Source organism: Mycobacterium sp. 236(2023) (assembly GCF_029623955.1).
Classification (GTDB): Bacteria; Actinomycetota; Actinomycetes; order Mycobacteriales; family Mycobacteriaceae; genus Mycobacterium.
The window spans coordinates 13,298-30,517 of record NZ_JARSBP010000016.1; the positions used below are offsets into that span (position 1 = coordinate 13,298).

Below are 17,220 nucleotides of genomic sequence, written 5' to 3' on the forward strand. Positions count from 1 at the left end.
TTTCGGTCAGCAGGGTGGCCTAAAACCGTAACGACGCGAGGCTTCGTACGTGTAGCGACTGACCCCACCGCCCGCTGTAACAGGCCCCCTGGAAGCATGTGGGGCGCCAACCCTTCTGCTGCTGATCCCCTTCAGAGGCAGCATATTTCGTTGCCTCTTTAGCTCCAGGCTAGCTGGTGGACAGGCCGCGCAAGGGACGCCGGAGGCGCGGGCCACTGCGCGGCGCTGGGCCCGCTATCGCATCGAAATAATGACTGACACACTACTTTTAGAGTTCCAATAACGTAGATTGTGTCAGGAAGACTGGGCAAAGAGCTCCTAAGCAGGGACGCCCGGTGTCATTGCATGACGACATGCACTCGGCATTCCGGATCGGATTTCGCGCGGTAGAGCGCGGCGTCGGCGGCTTCGAGGATGGCTGAAAAATCGGTTGGTGGCATGAATTCGGCAATGCCGACCGACATATCGAGCTGTGCCAATGCGGTACCGGCGGGAGCGGTGCCCGCTAACGCCTGCACTGCGCCGACGAATCGATGCCCGAGGCCGATGATCTCTGCCATGGTCGGTCGCTCAACGATAGCCACGAATTCGTCACCCCCCCAGCGACATACGACGTCTGACTCGGCAGCCGCGTTGAGTAGATGCCTTGCGACGGCGGCGAGCACCTCATCGCCGGCGCGGTGCCCGTCGGTGTCGTTGATGTGCTTGAAGTTGTCGAGGTCGCAGTACATCACAGCCCGTACCGCCTGCCCAGTGCGCTCATCCGCCACGGCAGGCGCCGAGGTCCGCAGTTTTAGCTCGCGGATACCGGCTGCTCGGACATGCAAGCTGGTCAGGTCGTCATAATCGGCGCGCTGTTGTAACGCCTGCATCGATCGGCGGAGCGCGGTTCTGTCCGTCAGGATGCAGACATAGCTCAAGCCGCTAACCGCACCATCGACACGGCGCATCTGCACATGGACCCACCGCTCCCAGATAATGCCCCGGGGGTGCAGCAACTCGCATTCCCCGGTCATCTCCATTGCTTCCGTGGATCCGAGAGCGCCCATTGTTGACGCGAGGCCCGTAGCGTCGGACAGCATCACGAGATCGGTGATCTTGCGACCCAACACTTCGTCGACGATGGCGTCGGCCATGTCGAGAAAGGCGTCGTTAACGTCCGTCACGGTGAGGTCGACGTCGAGGACGAGCGTCGGGGCCGGCGACGCGGCGAAGGCGGCGCGGTAGAGCCCGGCTCTGTCGGTGGCGCGATCGAACGCTTGGACGCGCGACACCGCGGCAGCAGCCTGGCCGGCAAAGAGTTCCAGAAGGGCACGTTGCTGGCGTCCTGGCGTGTAACCCGACCGGGGCAGGTCGACACTGATGACGCCGAGCAAATCGCGTTGAGCCCGCCACATCGGAGCCAGCAAGGCGAACTCAGGCTGCCACGGCTCGATCTCAGGGCTCGCTGTGTCGGGTTGCATGTGAATTCGTTCCGGCCACGGATCAACGTGCGGGATCGATACGTCCAAGTCGGGGGTGCGCAAGAAGCGCAGCTCTCCCCAGTGCTCGCAGCTGTCGAGCAACTCCAGCCAGTCGCTGTGTGTCAATGTGCCGCCGCGCAACTCGTCAAGTTCGGGGGGGCCGACGACCGTACGCACTTCCAGGTCGCCGGTGCTCATCACTACATTGACTGCCACCGCGTCGAAGCCGATGACGTCCACCACTGCGCGGGCTATCTGTTCGAGGATGTCGTCCAGGTCGGCACCTGCACCGAGTGCCTGAACAATCACCATCAACTGTGCCAGCACCGCGCGGTCGAGTGTCACCTCAGAGCCCATGCGTCAATAGTCGCAGCGGCGTGCCCGATGTCGCAGATAAAGGCGCTGGTGAATCTGCGAGAACGAAAGACTGCAGGCTCCAAACCCTTAACTGGGAGAGCAGTGGGACTCGGCCAGAGTTAACTAGCCGCAAGCACGTCGAAACTAGTTACGCGAGGATCTGCCGATTCCTGTCTGCGTGCAGACGCGTGCTTCGAATGTCGCATTAGGCCCTTACCCTCGGGCGCCCGGGCGTGGCGACGACATCTTCGAACCGGCCCAGACAGCGGGTGTGTCCCACCTCCCGCAGCGAAATGGCAGCGAGACGGTCGCGACGAGGCGGCAACCAAACTCGATCCACAGTGACGACCGACAGTGGCGTGCGATTGCCGTTTCGTCCTGGCTACGTTGGCGTCATCCTGAGCGGTCCTGTGAACGCGCACGCCACCCCTAGGTACCGTCTATATCAATGACTTCGCCATCTTTCGGGCCTCGGCTGCCGCCCAGCGACCGAAACGACAGGATCGTCGGCGGAAGTCTGCTGGCTCTCGTCATTCTGATCACGCTGACGTCCGTGTGGTTCAGTCGCGGTGACCAGGAACAGGCCCAATCCGCCCCGGCGCCCCCACCGTCACCGACTACTCAGGGCTTCGACACCTCCGAGGTGGCCAGCGTCCACGACGAGGACCCCGTCACCATCGTCACCGACGAGCCCACGTGCCCCGACTGGGAGCCGATCAACACCGCCCTCAACAATCAGTTGGGCAACGGCTGGAATCAGCGGGACCCGTTGCTCCCCTCCAGCGAATGGACCGACGAGCAGACCAGCCAACACCGCGCCGTGGCCGACGCGATGCGCGCCGCCGCCGACAAGACCATCCCACTGGCCAAGGCCACTCCGCATCGGGTCATGCGCGAGCTGTACTGGCAGGCCATCGCCTACTGGCGGGCCTATGCCGACAGGATCGACGCCTACCGCCCAGCCGCCGACCACCAAGCGCGCGCAGCCATCAACGCCGCCGAAGCTATCAATGCCATTTGTGCCGCAATCGATTTCGGTGCCGCCGGATCGCGAAGCCCGCTGGTCCTTCCGGGGCCGCCACCAGTCCCCGACGTCCCGCTCGGCGACCCGAGCAATCCCGCGAAATACATCGCTGGGCCGTCAGCCTTCTGTGACGAATGGGTGGCGATGGTCGCCGAATACGCCACCGCGACCGGGGAATGGCGACAGAGAAACGACCCGCACATTCCCGCTTCCTACTGGTCGCCCGAACAGCGTGCGCTGGGCGACACCGTCGCGGCGACCATGCAGCAGAACGCCGATCGCACGCAGCTGCTCGGACTCATGAGCGGAAACCTCGTTGCGGCCGACTTCGCCGCTCTCGCTTCGCATTATCGGCGGGCCTACGCACTGTCGATGCCCGACCTTGCCCTGCCCGACGCCCACCTCGACAACGCAGCATTACGGCTGCAGGCGCTGACCAACCAAGCCTGCCGAGCGGTTCAGGAATAGAGCGCCCGAAACCCCTCACCACGCCCGCAGCGTCTCCATGTCGCGAAACACGGGCATGGCCTCGGCGCGGTCGGCGTCGTCTTGAGCGAGTTGTTCTGCCTCGGTATGCAACGCCGCGCCGGCCTTCTGACGTGCCGCCTCGGAAGACACCACGCGGCAGATCATGCGTTTGAGGCAGCGGCGCGCCCTCGGCTCGGTCCAGACGATTCTGGCTGAGGGGCGACGCCGCCCTTACCGCATGACCCGCTTCACAATGGAAGCGGGTCACGTTCGTGAAGGCTTACCGGTCAACGCGGTCCCCGCGGTAGTGAGACGCAGCACCATTTGCGCTTAAAGATCACTGCCGTGAACGCGAGATGTGCTCGCGCAGCGGCCGTCTGAGTCCGCGTGCCCTTCGCGTTGGGCTTCGAGGTTGCATACTGCCAAGTGACGGTCGGTAGGTGAGGCGGAGAACACGCAGGGAGCCGTGTAGTGCATCTTCTCTTCTTTAGCGCGCAAGGTATGCCGCCGGTTTGCTACTGCGGCGCCTCGAAATGCGTCTCGGCGGGCTCGTGCTGCTCGGTTCGGCGGACGAAAAAAGCGAGCGCTACCAGCACGAGGCTGCAGGCGGCGGCTGCGGCAAAGGCGGGTCGGTAGTCGTCGGCATTAAGGCCCTCGAGGTCCCCCGAACCAGATGTGGCTACTGCCAGCAGGATTGATGTGGCGACGGCTTGGCCGACCTGTTGCAGTGCTGGTAGTGCCGTGGCCCCGTAGGAGGTTTGACGAGTGGAAATCGCGTTGAGGGCGTTGATAATCAAGGGAGTGGAAGACAGAGTAGTACCGGTAGCGAAGATGACATCGAAAGCAACCACCAGTACCGGCGGGGAGTCGGCGTCCAGGGTCGCGTAAAGGGCGATGGCCAGCGTGATGAGCGACGTGCCAGTGACTACGAGCCATCGAGGTCCGAACCGGTCGTAAAGATCACCGGCGGGGCGGGCCAACAGGGCTGCCACGACGGCTCCCGGGATCAGTGCGATGCCAGCGAACGACTCAGATTGCTGGAGGACATTTTGAATGTAGAACTGCAGAAGCGTGGCTGAGACGGCAATGTTGAGTGATACCTGAACGGTGAGAATGATTGCAGCTAAGCGGTATTGGGGCACGGCGAAAATTGACAGATCGAAAAGAGCAGCGTCGCGTCGCTGCGTTGCTCGTTGCCGCCAGATGAACGCGGAAAGGGCTGCAACGGCGACCGTCAGGACGATTGGCGCCGGGAGAAGGGCGGGTATCTCGTCGCTGCCGATGGTGGTGAATCCATAGACCAGTCCGCCGATACCGACGCCCGCCAGGGCCAGGGATAAGGCGTCAAGGCCTGCGGCGGTCGTCGGGGCGTCGACGTGAAATGTGCGCCAACCGACAATCAACACGGTGGCCGCCAGCGGTATGGCCACCAACGAGCACCAGCGCCATCCGAGCTGGTCGTTGAGCACGCCACCGATGCCTGGGCCCACGATAAAGGCCACGCCGGTGACGACGCCGATAGTGCCGTATGTCCGTCCGCGGCGGTCTGCGCTGACCAGCAACCTTACAGTTGTCGACACGAGCGGAGCAGACGCGGTAAACCCGACCTCGAAGACGAGTTTGCCTGTGATGAGCACCGCGACCGACGGCGCAAAGGCAACAATCGTGCTGCCCAGCAGTAACATTGCGGTGGCTGCTAGGAGCAGAGTCCGTGGTCCGTAGCGGGCCAGCAGCCAGCTCGTCGGAGGCAGGATTAATGCGCCTACGATGAGGGTGCTTGTCGCTAACCACGGTTGAACGACTGGTGAAACGTCGAGGTCTGCGACTTGTGTGGGCAGCGTGGTCGTGGTCAATGCCAGCGCGAGGGAGACGGTGGCCGCTTGACCGGTCAGCGCCCATAGCGGACGTGGGATGCGGGCGAGTCGGGCGGCGACGCCTACGGCCCGAGTCATGCGGAACCTGGCGGCGTCGCAACCTGATCATCCTCCGACGGTGCGGCGCTTAGATAGTGCGGTAGTTCGACATCGCCTGACGGATGCACCCGCTGAGAGGTTGCCTGCCGCAGGGCGGCGACCACCCTACCCACGGGGCTGGCATTAAATCGGGTCCGGGTGTGGGCGATGCGAATGTCCAGACGACTTGGCGGTTGCGCTTTGCGCATGGCCTCAGCGGACACGAGGGGACTTGTAGCCACGACCTCGCGCATCAATGCTCGGTAGCGGCTTCGCGCGTTGGTCGCTGAAGCTGGTTGCAGCCAGCTCTCCGGCTAGCGCGCATACGCGCCAACGAGGCGGGGCTAACGTTTCAAATCCCGCGGGGGCCAAGCGGTCGACGGTTCGACGAACATCAGCGCTCTGGCTGCCGACGTTGTAGATCACGAGGACCCCGGGCCATGGCCCCTTCCCGCGGTGGGACTTCAGGTACCCACGTAGCGGGCGTCGATCACCGGAAACTATGACTTCAGGCATGAGCGGCCTCGTGTGTCCAGGACGGCAGGATCGCCGCCTGGTGGGTGTCCCAAACGGCGCTCGATATCTACGATCACCGAAAGTCATCCCATCGCCTGTAGCAGCCGTGCCCGTGCCTGCCGCAGGATCTTCGGCGGCGCCGATACGTAGTAACTCAGATGAAGTTACTTAATCACAAAGGTACATAGCTGATACGCTGGTGTCGACCGGTTCGTCGAAGCTTCCAAGAGGGGATTCATGCATACTGACGCCCAGTCGGCTCCGGTCCACACTGACATCAGCGCAGCGCGGCGTGAGCGGCACATCCGGGTGCTGGAACTACTGCGCGCCTACTCCGCCGACTACACCTACCTCAACCGCCACCTCGCAGCCTGGCTGGGCGTCCACACTGCCGACGCTGCCGCCTACGCGGAGATCTTGTACGCCCAGGACCGAGGCGCGCCACTGACCCCGGCGCTGTTGGCTCGGCGCCTCGCCATGACCTCTGGCGCGACTACCTCGCTGCTCAATCGGCTGGAGGCCGCGGGATTGATTGTCCGCAGCCGTGAGAGTCAGGATCGACGCGTTGTGACGCTACGCAGCGACCCCGCTATCAAGCGTGAAGCCCCACGGTTCTTTGGGCCACTGGGCCATCTCCTCGATGCCGTCCTCGCGGACTATTCCGAGGATTTTCTCGACGAGGTGGCAGGCGTGATCGATCGCTTGCACCACGGAATGGACCATTTCATCACCCGTGCCGAGCATGAGATACCACCGAGGGAGACCTCCGAGGCCAGGGCCGCACGCTTCGCCCAGCCCGACTAAGGGCATTCACTACCTGATGGCCTCAACTACCCGCGCCACCATCCCGGGATCGCCGCTCGCCGGTGGTTGCTGCGCACTAGCGTTAGCAATGCCGACCTATCGCGACAGCGGGGGCCGTACTCGCCTCGTCAATCCTGGGATGACCGGCGAGCATCACCTCGATCCACCTCACCCATCGGTATCGCGACCACAGCGGCGCAGGCCCGGTCCTGGACGGACGGCGCTGGTCACTCTCGCCACCGCTCTATGCGGCTCTCACAGACGAGTCGGAAGCCTGCGGGCGGTGGTGTTCGCACCGTCTTCGCGGCCGGCGCGAAACGGGCAAGGCAGACGCCTACGGCGCAGAATCGAGTCTCAACCAAGACCCGGGTGAACGGGTATGCCATGGCCAACGGCGATCGTCGTGCTACCAAGTTTCCGCACTCGGGTGAATTGTGCTGCGGCGCGCTTGTTATCGACGTTGAAGGGACCCGGCCGAAGTCCGCTTTGGGGGTCGTTTATCACGACGTCGCCGGTGACGACTACGTTCAGGTGGGTCAGATGGATCGCGATGCTCCCGGCGGTGTGCCCTGCCACGTCGACCACAATTGCGCGTCCGCGGGAATCCACTGAGTCACCGTCCCCATAGGATCGCGCGTCGGGCAAACAGGGTGCTCGGATGGAATCGGGCTTGGCTGAGACGAGACCTTCGAATGCAGGTCTCTCGTCGTCGGTCAGGTCGGGGTACTGCGGCTCCTTTCGGCCTGAAAGCACTACGGCGTCAGCGCTTCCCGCCCAGACCGTCGCCCCCGTTGCGGCGGCCAGGTCTGCAGCGGCGCCGCTGTGATCACGATGCCAATGGGTGAGGACGATCGAGCTCGTGTGGTCTATCCGCAGGCCGGCGAGCGCGGCCATGGACAGAACCTTGTGGTGATCTCCGGGCATGCCGGGGTCCACCACATGCACTCGACCGTCGTCATCTCGCCAGAGGTAGGCGTTGCTGATGGTGGTCGGCACCCACCACAGACTCTGAGCGATCTCCCGCGGCGGGATTCCGGAGAATGCAGCGGAGCCCAGTGAATTGTTGGGGCACATCCCTGCTCGCCTTTCGTGGAACGGGTGGTCGAAGGACGGTTGGCGATTCAGCGTCGCACCCGAGGACGAGGCTCGACAGAATCTTACCAAGACGGTAACTTAATCAAAAAGTAATTTCATATAAGAGCTTGTTCTGGAGCCGGCATGGCGGGTCGAGGGATGCAGTCAGGCGGCCAAATCCGGCTAACTGCAGAGGTTTTGACGCCAACGCCCCCGTCCTGGAGGAACGATGACAACGAAACTCAATATCCTCGTCTCGGGCGCCAGTATCGCCGGTCCCGCTGCCGCGTACTGGTTGCAGCGCACCGGCCACTCGGTCACGCTCATCGAACGCAGCCACGAACTCCGCCAGGCCGGACAGAACGTCGACGTGCGCGGCACTGGCCGCGAAGTGCTGCGTCGGATGAACGTCGAGAAGGAGGTGCTGTCGCGCAACACCGGCGAAACAGGTACCCGCTTCATCGACGATCACGGTCGCACGCTGTGGGAGATTCCTGCTGGCACGTCCGACAGTGACGGCCCAACCGGCCAAGCGGAGATTCTGCGCGGCGAACTCTCGAAGATTCTCGTGGACGCCCTTCCGGACACAGTCACGCTGCGGTTCGGGCAGCGCATCACTGGTCTCGAGCAAGACGACACGGGGGTCGATGTCACCATCAATGACGACGTCCACGAACGATACGACCTTGTCGTCGTTGCCGAAGGCACCCGCTCCTTCACCCGCACAATGATTTTCGGCGACGTCCCCACCAAGCCTCTCGGGTTGTACACCGCTTTCGGGACCATTCCGCTTGCTGAGGACGACAACCGATACTGGAACTGGTACAACGCGATCGGCGGACGATCCATCACTATTCGACCAGACAACAAGGGCACCACCCGTGTTGCGCTGTCATTCCTGTCGCCGTCCAAGGGTTACGAAGATCTCCCCAAGGATGAACAGAAGCGGCTGCTGATCGACACGTACTCAGACGTCGGGTGGAAGGCGCCGCGAATTCTGCGCGAGCTCGCAGACACCGATGAACTCTACGTCGACAACCTGACTCAAGTCTTCGCGCCCACCTACGGCAAGGGCGCAGCGGTACTCCTCGGCGACGCGGCCTGGTGCGCCACACCGCTCAGTGGCCTGGGAACCACCCTTGCCCTCACCGGGGCCTACGTCCTGGCCGGCGAACTGGCCCGGAACAGCACGATAGGGGCAGCGCTACACCGATACCAGGAGCAGATGTCGGTATTCGTCGAGAAGGCCCGCAAGCTTCCTCCCGGCGGACCCCGGCTGGCACACCCGATGACCCGCTGGGGGCTCACCGCCTTCAGGACTGCGTTACGCATCGCGGGATCGCGACCCGCTCGCGCTCTCAGTGGCAAGCTCCCGTCTCCCCCGTCCAAATCCGAAGACCTTCCGAGCTATCCCGAATTGCGGGTCTGAACATGCCCGACCTCACCATCTCCAATGACCGCCACCCCCTCAGGGGCTACCTGAAGTACCCGCGCGGCGATGGCCCCTGGCCCGGCGTTCTCGTCATTCACGACGTCGGCGGACTCAGTGCCGACATCCGCCGGACGGTGGACCGTCTCGCGGCGGCCGGTTTCGTCGCTCTCGCCCCCAACCTCTATCGCCCCGGTGCGCGGTTGAGGTGCGTCGTGTCGATGTCGCGAGCGATGAGAACCGGTGCAGGCCCTACCATCGACGACCTGCTGGCTGCGCGCGACTACCTCGCCGCCGATCCACTCTGCACTGGAAAGGTGGCGTCGGTCGGCTTCTGCCTCGGCGGCGGCTTTTGTCTACTGCTTGCTCCCAGTGGCCACTTCGACGCGGCCGCGCCGAACTATGGCAACTGGCCACCTAACGCCGACGCGCTCGCGCACAGTTGCCCGGTCGTCGCCAGTTACGGCTCCCTCGACAAGGCGCTTCAGGGTGACGCAGGTCGGCTCGCGGAAAAACTGGAGCAGGGCAACGTGCCCCACGACATCAAGGAGTACCCGAACGTCGGCCACTCGTTCATGAACGATTGGCGCGAGGCTCCCCTGCGGCTGCGTGTCTTCGAGTGGACAGACACCTTCAAGTACGCCGAAACCGAGGCCGAAGATGCCTGGGAACGAATCATCACCTTCTTTGACGAACATCTCAGCGACACGTGATGACGACGATCAGAAGGCAATCTCCCCGCGCCGGCCCCAGGCGCGGAGGCCTTCGGTGTCCGGCAATCCGCCGACATCGCAACGGCGAAAAAGACGCAGCCGACACCTTGATATGGGCCTGTCATCTCCAGCCTTACCTCAGCCACGTTCCTCATGCTGCTTAACGAGACGATGCTGTCCGTAGGGCTTGACAACGTCATCCGCGAACTGGACCTCACCGCGTCATCGGCTCAATGGGCTCACTCTGGTCAAGATCGCAAGAGACTTTGTGTCGTCGTCCATCCGGGTCGGCAGCGATTGCCACGCTGGTGCCGACGGGGCCATTCGACTCCCCCGGACCGCGACGACGCCTGTGAGCCGCATGGCTCGCAATTCGTCTTCCCAGCCCGGATCCGCTCCGGTGCCATAGATAAGCGCTGCTCGTTCCCCCGCCACCCAAGGATCATTCTCCGACGGCGCGCTTTTCGCGGTCGCGGGGTCACCGACGAGCGCCGTCACCTCGCCGTCGTCCCCGACGGCTGCGAGGTTCTGTCGCCGTTCGCGACCTACGTCGGCCATCGCGCCATTCTCCTACCGATGTCGACCGGGATCCACCCCGGTCGCGTCGCGCGTCGAACCAGCTCGGCAAACTGCTGCGATGACCCCACTCTCAGGTCGGGTATTTTGACCTCGGACGTCAGGCAAACCAACCGTGGGGGTGACTGTTGTCGTTGACGCTGGCTGACCTGGACCGCTGGGATCCTGGCGCGATCCACAGTGTCTTTCAGGCGGCGATCGATCGGGCCAACGGGGCTCGCAGCGCAGCGACCGGGATCGGCGATGTCCTGGCCACGACGCCCTGGGAGGGCAAGGCACGCGAGGCCGCCGACGCTGCGGCCGGCCGGATACGGACCGACCTGCTTGACCACGCTGAGGAGTGCGACGGGGTGGCCCGCGCCGCCCAGACCGCCGAGCGGCAGGTCTCCGAGATCAAGGCGGATTGGACGAAGATCCAGCGGATGGCCGACCGGTGGGGCATCACCATCAACGTCGAATCGGGCGAGATTTCCTACCTGCCGCCGGCCACCGAGGAGGACCGGGCGGAGATGGAACGCCGGGTCGACATCCTCGAGGCGGAGATCACCGATCTGATGGTCCGCGCCAACGATGCCGATGAGAATCTTGCCGCCGGCATCCGGCTGGCCACGGGTACCGGCACCCTGGAGGAGCTCAACGCCGAGCTCGCCGATGACCCCTCGCCGCTGGATGAGGAGCAGGGCAACGCCGACGCTCAGGACCTGCTGGAGGACGGTCAGCTCTCCCCCGAAGCCCAGGCCCGACTCGACCAGGCGACCACGCTGGCGCCCGACCAGCAGGCCGCCTTGGAGCGCGGCGATCTGGTGCTACCACCCGATCAGATGGCGTACTTGACGTCCATGTCGCGCGGACTGGATCCCAAGACCACCGAGGAGATCCGCGCCTACACCCGCGCCCAGGGCGGCGGTGCTCTCACCGATGCGATGCGCCTGGCCACCAATCCGCACGTGTCGGCGCCCAACGGACAGCGCGGCGGCCTCGGGAACGCTCCGAAAGCGTTGCGTGACATCGTCAACGACCCGACATTGCGGGTGCCGCAGAGCACCTGGGAGCAGTTGGTGCAGAGCGGCGGCCACGGCTTCGACCCGCGAAACCTGTTCTCGCACTGGGACGGGATGAAGGACATGGCCGCGATCCTGGGCCACGGAGACCAAGCCCTGATGCGCGGCAGCGCACTCGATGTCGGCATGCTGGACAAGTCCGAGGAGGCGCTGCAGCTGATGCGCACCGGCGTCTGGTCGGACGCCACGCCATTTCACGATCCGATGACCACCGACATCCAGTCGATGATCACCGCCTCCGGGCGGGACCCGGTCGCCGTGCACGACGCCGTCGTGTCTTCCTATGACGATCAGGGCCGCCCGGTGTTCGACAACCAGTTCGTGGAAAACCTGATGACACAACGCTGGACCGACGGCGGCACCGCCCTGTCGAATATGCTCACCGGCGTCCCAGATGTGGCGAACATGACCGACCCGTCTGACCCCACCCAGCGTGCCGCCGCCACCCGTGCCGGGGAGACCGTCAACGCGTTCGCGCAGTTCGCCGGCAACAATCCCGACAAGCTGCTCAACATCCCTGGCACCGACAATCTTTCGATGGGACAGGTCAGCCCAGACTTCACGCGCGCGATGGCCCAGGCGACGGTGCCCTACCTCGACGACATGATGGACAACAAGCTTGATTACACCGCCGGGTTTCGTCCGCTCGCCGAGTTCAGTACCGACCCCGCTATCCAGTCCTATATCGACGACCCGGCGATGAAAGCCACCCGCAACCTCTTCGGCGTCCTAGGAACTGACGACTTCGCGGCGAACACCCTCAACAGCAACGCCTACTCCCTGATCAACGACTACCAGGACTCCTATGTGCGCTCCATCGCTGACGCTGCGCGCATCCCGAACACCGATGACTTGCAAGCGTCCGGCGCATTGCGGGGGGTGATCGACACCGGTGCCAACATCGCCGCCAACGATGTCATCTCCGACAAGAACGACGCCGCTCAGCAGGCATTCGAGAATAAGAAGTTCTGGTACGACGCCGCTCAGAAGCTGCCGGTGTGGGGTGACATCGTCGACAAGGTCGGCCAAGTCCCGGGCGCCGACGATGTGCTGCAGGACATCATTATCGGGAAGTCGCCGGTACCCGTCGACGCCACGTCGGTGGCGAAGCTCAGCGAGGATATCCCCCGGCACGTCCTGGCGAATAAGTTCTTGCAATTGGGTGTCGGTGATACCAGCCTTCTCGATGGCGTGCGCGCCGACAACGGTCAGATCTTCCCGCTCGGGGGGACCGATGTGCCGTCGAGCAGTATCACCAGTGCCGTTGACGCCTACCTCGACAGCATGGGATTAAAGACCAACACCGGCTTCGACAAGTACGAGGGCGCCTACGACAGAGTCATTGAAGGCCAAAACCGGTAGCGCGGTAGCGATGTTCTCGGCACCCGCACGACGGGTAAGGGGTTCTGTCGCAGTTCGCGCCTTCCCACGTCGGCCATCGCGTCATTCTCCTACTGCGCTCGATCATGGCAAGCGGGTAGTAATCGAATTTTGTTATCGCGACGGCGGATTCGCCTCAGGCGAGGACCCGGATACGGCCGCCCGCCGACTATCGGCCAGCAGCCGCGTGAACACCACGCGGCAGATCTTGCGTTTGAGGCAGCGGCGCGCCCCGGCTTTGGTATCCCCCTCCTCGATGCGCCGCAAGTAGTACCTGCGGCCGGGTCCGTCGAGACGGATCTGAACGATGGCGATGGTGTGCAACGCCGAGTTGAGCTGACGATTGCCGCCACGGCTGAGCTGCATGCGTCCTCGGCTCAACCCCGACGATTCCGGCTGAGGGGCGACGCCCACATACCGGGCGAACGCGGCTTCGCTGTGAAAGCGGGTCACGTTGGCCACCGCGGAGATGAATCGCGCCGCGGTGATCTCGGCGCAGCCTGGGATGTCTGGCAACGTCGAGCCACAGTCGTGCACGCGGCCGCCAATGGATTTCGTCAACGCATCGATGTTCCGACTGAAGCGATCGATGTCGGCGAGTTCCTCGACCGCCAGCTCGGCGTTGAGCCCTGACTGTGCGGCCAGGTAGTCGCCCAGCGGCTGACGGTTGCTGGCCCGGGTGAGGTCTTTGGGACGCGGTCGAGCCGGGTCGATGAGATGCAAGCGCTGGATGAGCCTATTCGTGAACGCCACTCGCTGTTCGACGAGATCGTCACGACGATCCATCAAAAGCTTGAGTTGCCAGGTCGTTTCGTCATGGAAAGCAACGGGCAGGTCGCGTTCCCGCTGTGCCGCCCGGGCTACCGCCGTGGCGTCGATGGCATCGGATTTCCCGGGACTACGCGCCGACTTTCGCGCGTGCGCCATCAGTACCAAGGGCACTCGGATGACCCGTTGGTTGGCGGCCAACAGATCTTGCTCCAGCAGCCGGGTGTACCCCCGGCAATCTTCGACCGCCCACTCCAGATCGTCGCCGAACTTCGACGCCCACCGCAGCGCCTCGGCGTGGCCGTCCGACACCGCCTTCACGGTCCGCTCGCCGTGGACCACGCCCGCGGCGTCGACGGCGACCAGGGTGTGCGTGGCCTTGTGGGCATCGATCCCGATGGTGTATTTCGGCGTCACACCTCGACACTGCGGGGCCGTGAGCTGGCCCGCAACCGCTGATGATCACCCGCGCCCGGCACGCTACAAGTCAGCCAGCGGAGGCGGCAAGTGAACATTGAGCCCGGCGGCGGGTGATCATCGATTGCGCGGTTCGCACAATCTCGTCCGGAACGCGCGACCAGCGGTGCTCATTCGGAGCCAGCCTCGGGAGGCGGCAACAGGCCGCAAAGCTAAGTCGCGCACCAGACCTCATCAGGATAGTCGCGCAGCCGTCCCCCATCTGTAGCAGAGTGCTACAGTGGTAGCAGACTGCTACAGAGGAGGTTGCCGTGACCGACACTGCCGACCGGGTGACCCGCATCGCCGCGGACCTGATGGATAGTGCCGCGGCCGAGGGATCGCGCCAGAGCCGCTCGGCCAAGCAGCAGCTCGACCACTGGGCCCGCGTGGGCCGTGCGGTGTCGAGCCAGCACAGCGCCGCCCGCCGAAGGGTGGAAGCCGCGCTGGCCGGCGAAACGCCGCTGCGCGCGCTGTCAGCCGAGGAAGGCGTGGTGTTCAACGCCGAGATCGCGGTCGCCATCGAAGAAAGTCTCGCCACCGCCGACTATGGCGCCACGCTGGCCGCACGTGGGATCACCACCGTCGCCCTCGACGACAACGGCGACATCGTGCAGTACCGTCCCGACGGCTCCACGGCCGCCCTGGATCGCCGGTGACTGGTAGCTCAACGGAACCCGGTCACCTGTCGCCGCGGTGAAACGTCTCGATCTGGTCGTCGGATCTAACGGCGCCGGGAAGTCCACCTTCATCGAGCAGACGCTGGCTCCTCTGCTGCCCGGCAGTGCTTTCGTCAACGCCGACGAGATCGCCAAACGCCGGTGGCCCGAGGCGCCTGCGCAATATTCGTATGAGGCCGCGCGCATCGCCGCGCAGACCCGGTCCCAGCTCATCGAGCTCGGCGAGTCCTTCATCGCCGAGACGGTGTTCTCCCACCCGTCGAAACTCGATTTGATCGACACCGCACAGGACTCCGGCTACTCGGTGTTCCTGCATGCTGTGCTCATCCCCGAGGACCTCGCGGTGCAGCGCGTGCGCCACCGTGTCGCCGCCGGCGGGCACGATGTCCCCGAGGCGAAGATCCGCGAACGCTATCAACGGCTGTGGGATCTCGTAGCCACAGCGGCGCAGCGTGCCGATGCCGCAACGTTTTACGACAACAGCACCGTGCGTGGGCCGCGCATCGTCGCCCAGGTCAGCGGCGGGTTCATCGTGGGCTCCTCGACGTGGCCGTCGTGGACGCCGAGCGCGCTGACGTCACGGTGGCCCTGCGACGCCCCCGGATAGCACCCCGGCACTACGACCGGTCCGGCACCCACCATCCCGGCAGGTACTCCACGTATCCCGACGGAGCCAGCGCTCCGGCCGGAACCTCGATGATGTCGCGGACATCAACGGGCTGCTGCGGTGACGGCCACGGCGCCGGTACTGAGGTGCTCGGATACGGAACACCGATCCCGGGGGCGATCTCCCGATAGCGCGGCGGGAACAGCTCGTCGGAGTTCGGATCGATGACCCGAACGTCGCCCAGATCGAGTGGGTACTTCGCCGGCGGCGGGGCGGGGGTGGCGAATCCCGGGTGCTCCGGCGCCGGGTACCAGAGGTTGGGCCCGATCTGGACGGTGTTGGTCGGCGCGAGCTCACCGTCGGGGACGTGCACGATGTTGGTGACATCGAGCCAGTACCGCGGGTCCTTGCCGTGCGGCGGGTCCTGTCCGGGCGTATCAGGCGGCGACTGAGGCATATCGCCGGACCCATAGGTCAGCGCCTGGATCTGCCCGGCGGATTCGCCGGCCTGCTGTGTGGTCACGGCGGTCACGGTCTGGGCGTGAGCGACTTGGGCCCGCAGCGCGGTGAGGACCATCAATTGCGCGGCCGGGGTGCGCGCCGTCGCAGCCGCCTCGGCGATCGAGTTCGTCTGCGCCACAATGCCGTCGAGCCGTCGTGCGCCATCCTGAGTGATTTGTGCGGCGGTGCGCAGGCGGGACTCCAGGGTATCGTCGGTGCCGCTGGCCATGCCCAGTGTGCGGCTCTGCATCTCGGCAACCGTGGCATAAGCGCCGACCGCTCGACCGGACAGCTCTGACGATCGTTGGCGCGCAACGGTGGTGGAGTCGGCCGCAGTCTGCAAGGGCGGTCCCCCAGCGCTCACCGCTTCCGGCGCGCCGAACAGCGAGCGGGCCCGCCGGACTGCTGCCAACGCCTGCATCACTTCGACGTCAATGGACACCTACCCATTATCTGGGCCCAGGCGCCAGGGACGTCGCACGAGTTTCTCGCGGCACCAACTGCATCGAAAGCCACCGACGACCCCCGCCAAAGCGCACAAGCCAACCGTACAAAATTGGCGTGAAGTGCAATATCCGGGTAAACGACGGACCTTCCCCGTATTAGCGGCGGATCATGTCCGGACAACGGCACGACCTTAGTGCGACCGCGGCTTATCTGCCCGCGGTGAACTCCCGAAACCACACGTGATGCTTGTTGTTCCAGATCGCGGCCTCGGTTGGGTCCTGCACCCGGGTCATTCCGGGGCCAAACGTCTCGTAGACCTCGTGCGCCAGCTTCATGCTCGCCGCGATCATCGGCAATGTCTCGCCGTACCAATCCTTTTCGTAGGTCGCCAGCGCGGCGAGATACTCGGCGGCCTCGCGCGGTGCGGCGCTGCCGGTCTGCCGCACCGTCTCCGCCATTTGCCGGAATGACGCCAGATCGCGTTGACCCCGCACGAGCATGTCCGCCAGCTCCCAGATCACGGCCTGCGGATCCATCGCGAACTCCGATTCGCCACCCGGGACGTCGTGGGGGCCGTGCGTCGGCTCGTCAGAAGTCATTACCCCAGTCTGCAGGCATGTCCCGGCACCCACACGCACGAGTGCGCGGTTGGGCGGTTGACCCTGCCCGGCGTACGCCTCATCGCTACCCAGCAAAGCTTATCGCGACATGCGAGCGCCTGCCATTGCACAGGATTGGTGGCCGCAGAACGGCCTTGCCGACCCGGGTGGTTGAACCATCCGGCCATTCCAAGAACTTGCGCACGCCCCCCGAAAATTGGTGTCATGAGCCCAGCGCAGCTGCCTTTAGGGTTTGTTGACAGACCTGAGGCAGCGACACGACATGGGGGTGCAGTGGGGGATTCTTCGCGCGGATTCGGCGGTCCGAACCCGATCGGCGGCCCG

Annotated in this window: 15 protein-coding genes; 7 read left to right on the forward strand and 8 right to left on the reverse strand. The window is 64.6% G+C overall.

Features of this window, described 5'->3' with window-relative positions:
• Positions 1–338: 338 nt before the first annotated feature.
• On the reverse strand, positions 339–1,820 hold the full coding sequence (locus tag P9A17_RS32540; protein ID WP_278042937.1) for a diguanylate cyclase: 1,482 nt from the start codon (positions 1,818–1,820) through the stop codon (positions 339–341).
• Between the two features lie 448 nt (positions 1,821–2,268).
• Here P9A17_RS32540 and P9A17_RS32545 point away from each other — a divergent pair, with 448 nt between their 5' ends.
• Entirely contained in the window at positions 2,269–3,312 is a 1,044-nt protein-coding gene (locus tag P9A17_RS32545; RefSeq protein WP_278042938.1) for a hypothetical protein, read from the forward strand.
• A gap of 15 nt (positions 3,313–3,327) precedes the next feature.
• Here P9A17_RS32545 and P9A17_RS32550 read toward each other — a convergent pair whose 3' ends face one another.
• Both P9A17_RS32550 and P9A17_RS32555 read right to left on the reverse strand, forming a co-directional pair.
• On the reverse strand, positions 3,328–3,465 hold the full coding sequence (locus P9A17_RS32550; protein WP_278042939.1) for a hypothetical protein: 138 nt from the start codon (positions 3,463–3,465) through the stop codon (positions 3,328–3,330).
• 362 nt (positions 3,466–3,827) lie between these two features.
• Entirely contained in the window at positions 3,828–5,264 is a 1,437-nt protein-coding gene (locus P9A17_RS32555; protein WP_278042940.1) for an MFS transporter, read from the reverse strand.
• Positions 5,265–6,017: 753 nt separating this feature from the next.
• On the opposite strand from P9A17_RS32555, the gene P9A17_RS32560 reads away from it, so the two are divergent.
• Positions 6,018–6,584, forward strand: coding sequence for a helix-turn-helix domain-containing protein (locus P9A17_RS32560; protein ID WP_278042941.1), 567 nt, complete (start codon positions 6,018–6,020; stop codon positions 6,582–6,584).
• A gap of 354 nt (positions 6,585–6,938) precedes the next feature.
• Here P9A17_RS32560 and P9A17_RS32565 read toward each other — a convergent pair whose 3' ends face one another.
• Complete coding sequence (locus P9A17_RS32565) at positions 6,939–7,580, reverse strand: MBL fold metallo-hydrolase (protein ID WP_278042942.1); 642 nt, start codon at positions 7,578–7,580, stop codon at positions 6,939–6,941.
• A 307-nt stretch (positions 7,581–7,887) separates the two neighbouring features.
• On the opposite strand from P9A17_RS32565, the gene P9A17_RS32570 reads away from it, so the two are divergent.
• Complete coding sequence (locus P9A17_RS32570) at positions 7,888–9,087, forward strand: FAD-dependent monooxygenase (RefSeq protein WP_278042943.1); 1,200 nt, start codon at positions 7,888–7,890, stop codon at positions 9,085–9,087.
• 2 nt (positions 9,088–9,089) lie between these two features.
• A complete protein-coding gene (locus P9A17_RS32575; RefSeq protein ID WP_278042944.1) occupies positions 9,090–9,800 on the forward strand; it encodes a dienelactone hydrolase family protein in 711 nt (236 codons plus the stop codon).
• Between the two features lie 222 nt (positions 9,801–10,022).
• Here the strand turns inward: P9A17_RS32575 and P9A17_RS32580 are convergent, their stop codons facing one another.
• Positions 10,023–10,358, reverse strand: a complete 336-nt coding sequence (locus tag P9A17_RS32580; protein ID WP_278042945.1) for a hypothetical protein — start codon at positions 10,356–10,358, stop codon at positions 10,023–10,025.
• A gap of 152 nt (positions 10,359–10,510) precedes the next feature.
• Between P9A17_RS32580 and P9A17_RS32585 the strand changes: the two genes are divergently transcribed.
• On the forward strand, positions 10,511–12,799 hold the full coding sequence (locus P9A17_RS32585) for a hypothetical protein (RefSeq protein WP_278042946.1): 2,289 nt from the start codon (positions 10,511–10,513) through the stop codon (positions 12,797–12,799).
• A 132-nt stretch (positions 12,800–12,931) separates the two neighbouring features.
• On the opposite strand, the gene P9A17_RS32590 is transcribed toward P9A17_RS32585, so the two are convergent.
• Positions 12,932–14,002, reverse strand: coding sequence for an IS110 family transposase (locus tag P9A17_RS32590; RefSeq protein ID WP_278042947.1), 1,071 nt, complete (start codon positions 14,000–14,002; stop codon positions 12,932–12,934).
• A 311-nt stretch (positions 14,003–14,313) separates the two neighbouring features.
• On the opposite strand from P9A17_RS32590, the gene P9A17_RS32595 reads away from it, so the two are divergent.
• Together P9A17_RS32595 and P9A17_RS32600 are read left to right on the forward strand one after the other, a co-directional pair.
• Positions 14,314–14,700, forward strand: coding sequence for a hypothetical protein (locus P9A17_RS32595; protein ID WP_278042949.1), 387 nt, complete (start codon positions 14,314–14,316; stop codon positions 14,698–14,700).
• 37 nt (positions 14,701–14,737) lie between these two features.
• Positions 14,738–15,328, forward strand: a complete 591-nt coding sequence (locus P9A17_RS32600) for a zeta toxin family protein (RefSeq protein ID WP_278042950.1) — start codon at positions 14,738–14,740, stop codon at positions 15,326–15,328.
• Between the two features lie 10 nt (positions 15,329–15,338).
• On the opposite strand, the gene P9A17_RS32605 is transcribed toward P9A17_RS32600, so the two are convergent.
• Complete coding sequence (locus P9A17_RS32605) at positions 15,339–16,271, reverse strand: DUF4226 domain-containing protein (protein WP_278042951.1); 933 nt, start codon at positions 16,269–16,271, stop codon at positions 15,339–15,341.
• Positions 16,272–16,482: 211 nt separating this feature from the next.
• Positions 16,483–16,875, reverse strand: coding sequence for a hypothetical protein (locus P9A17_RS32610; RefSeq protein WP_278042952.1), 393 nt, complete (start codon positions 16,873–16,875; stop codon positions 16,483–16,485).
• Between the last annotated feature and the right edge of the window lie 345 nt (positions 16,876–17,220).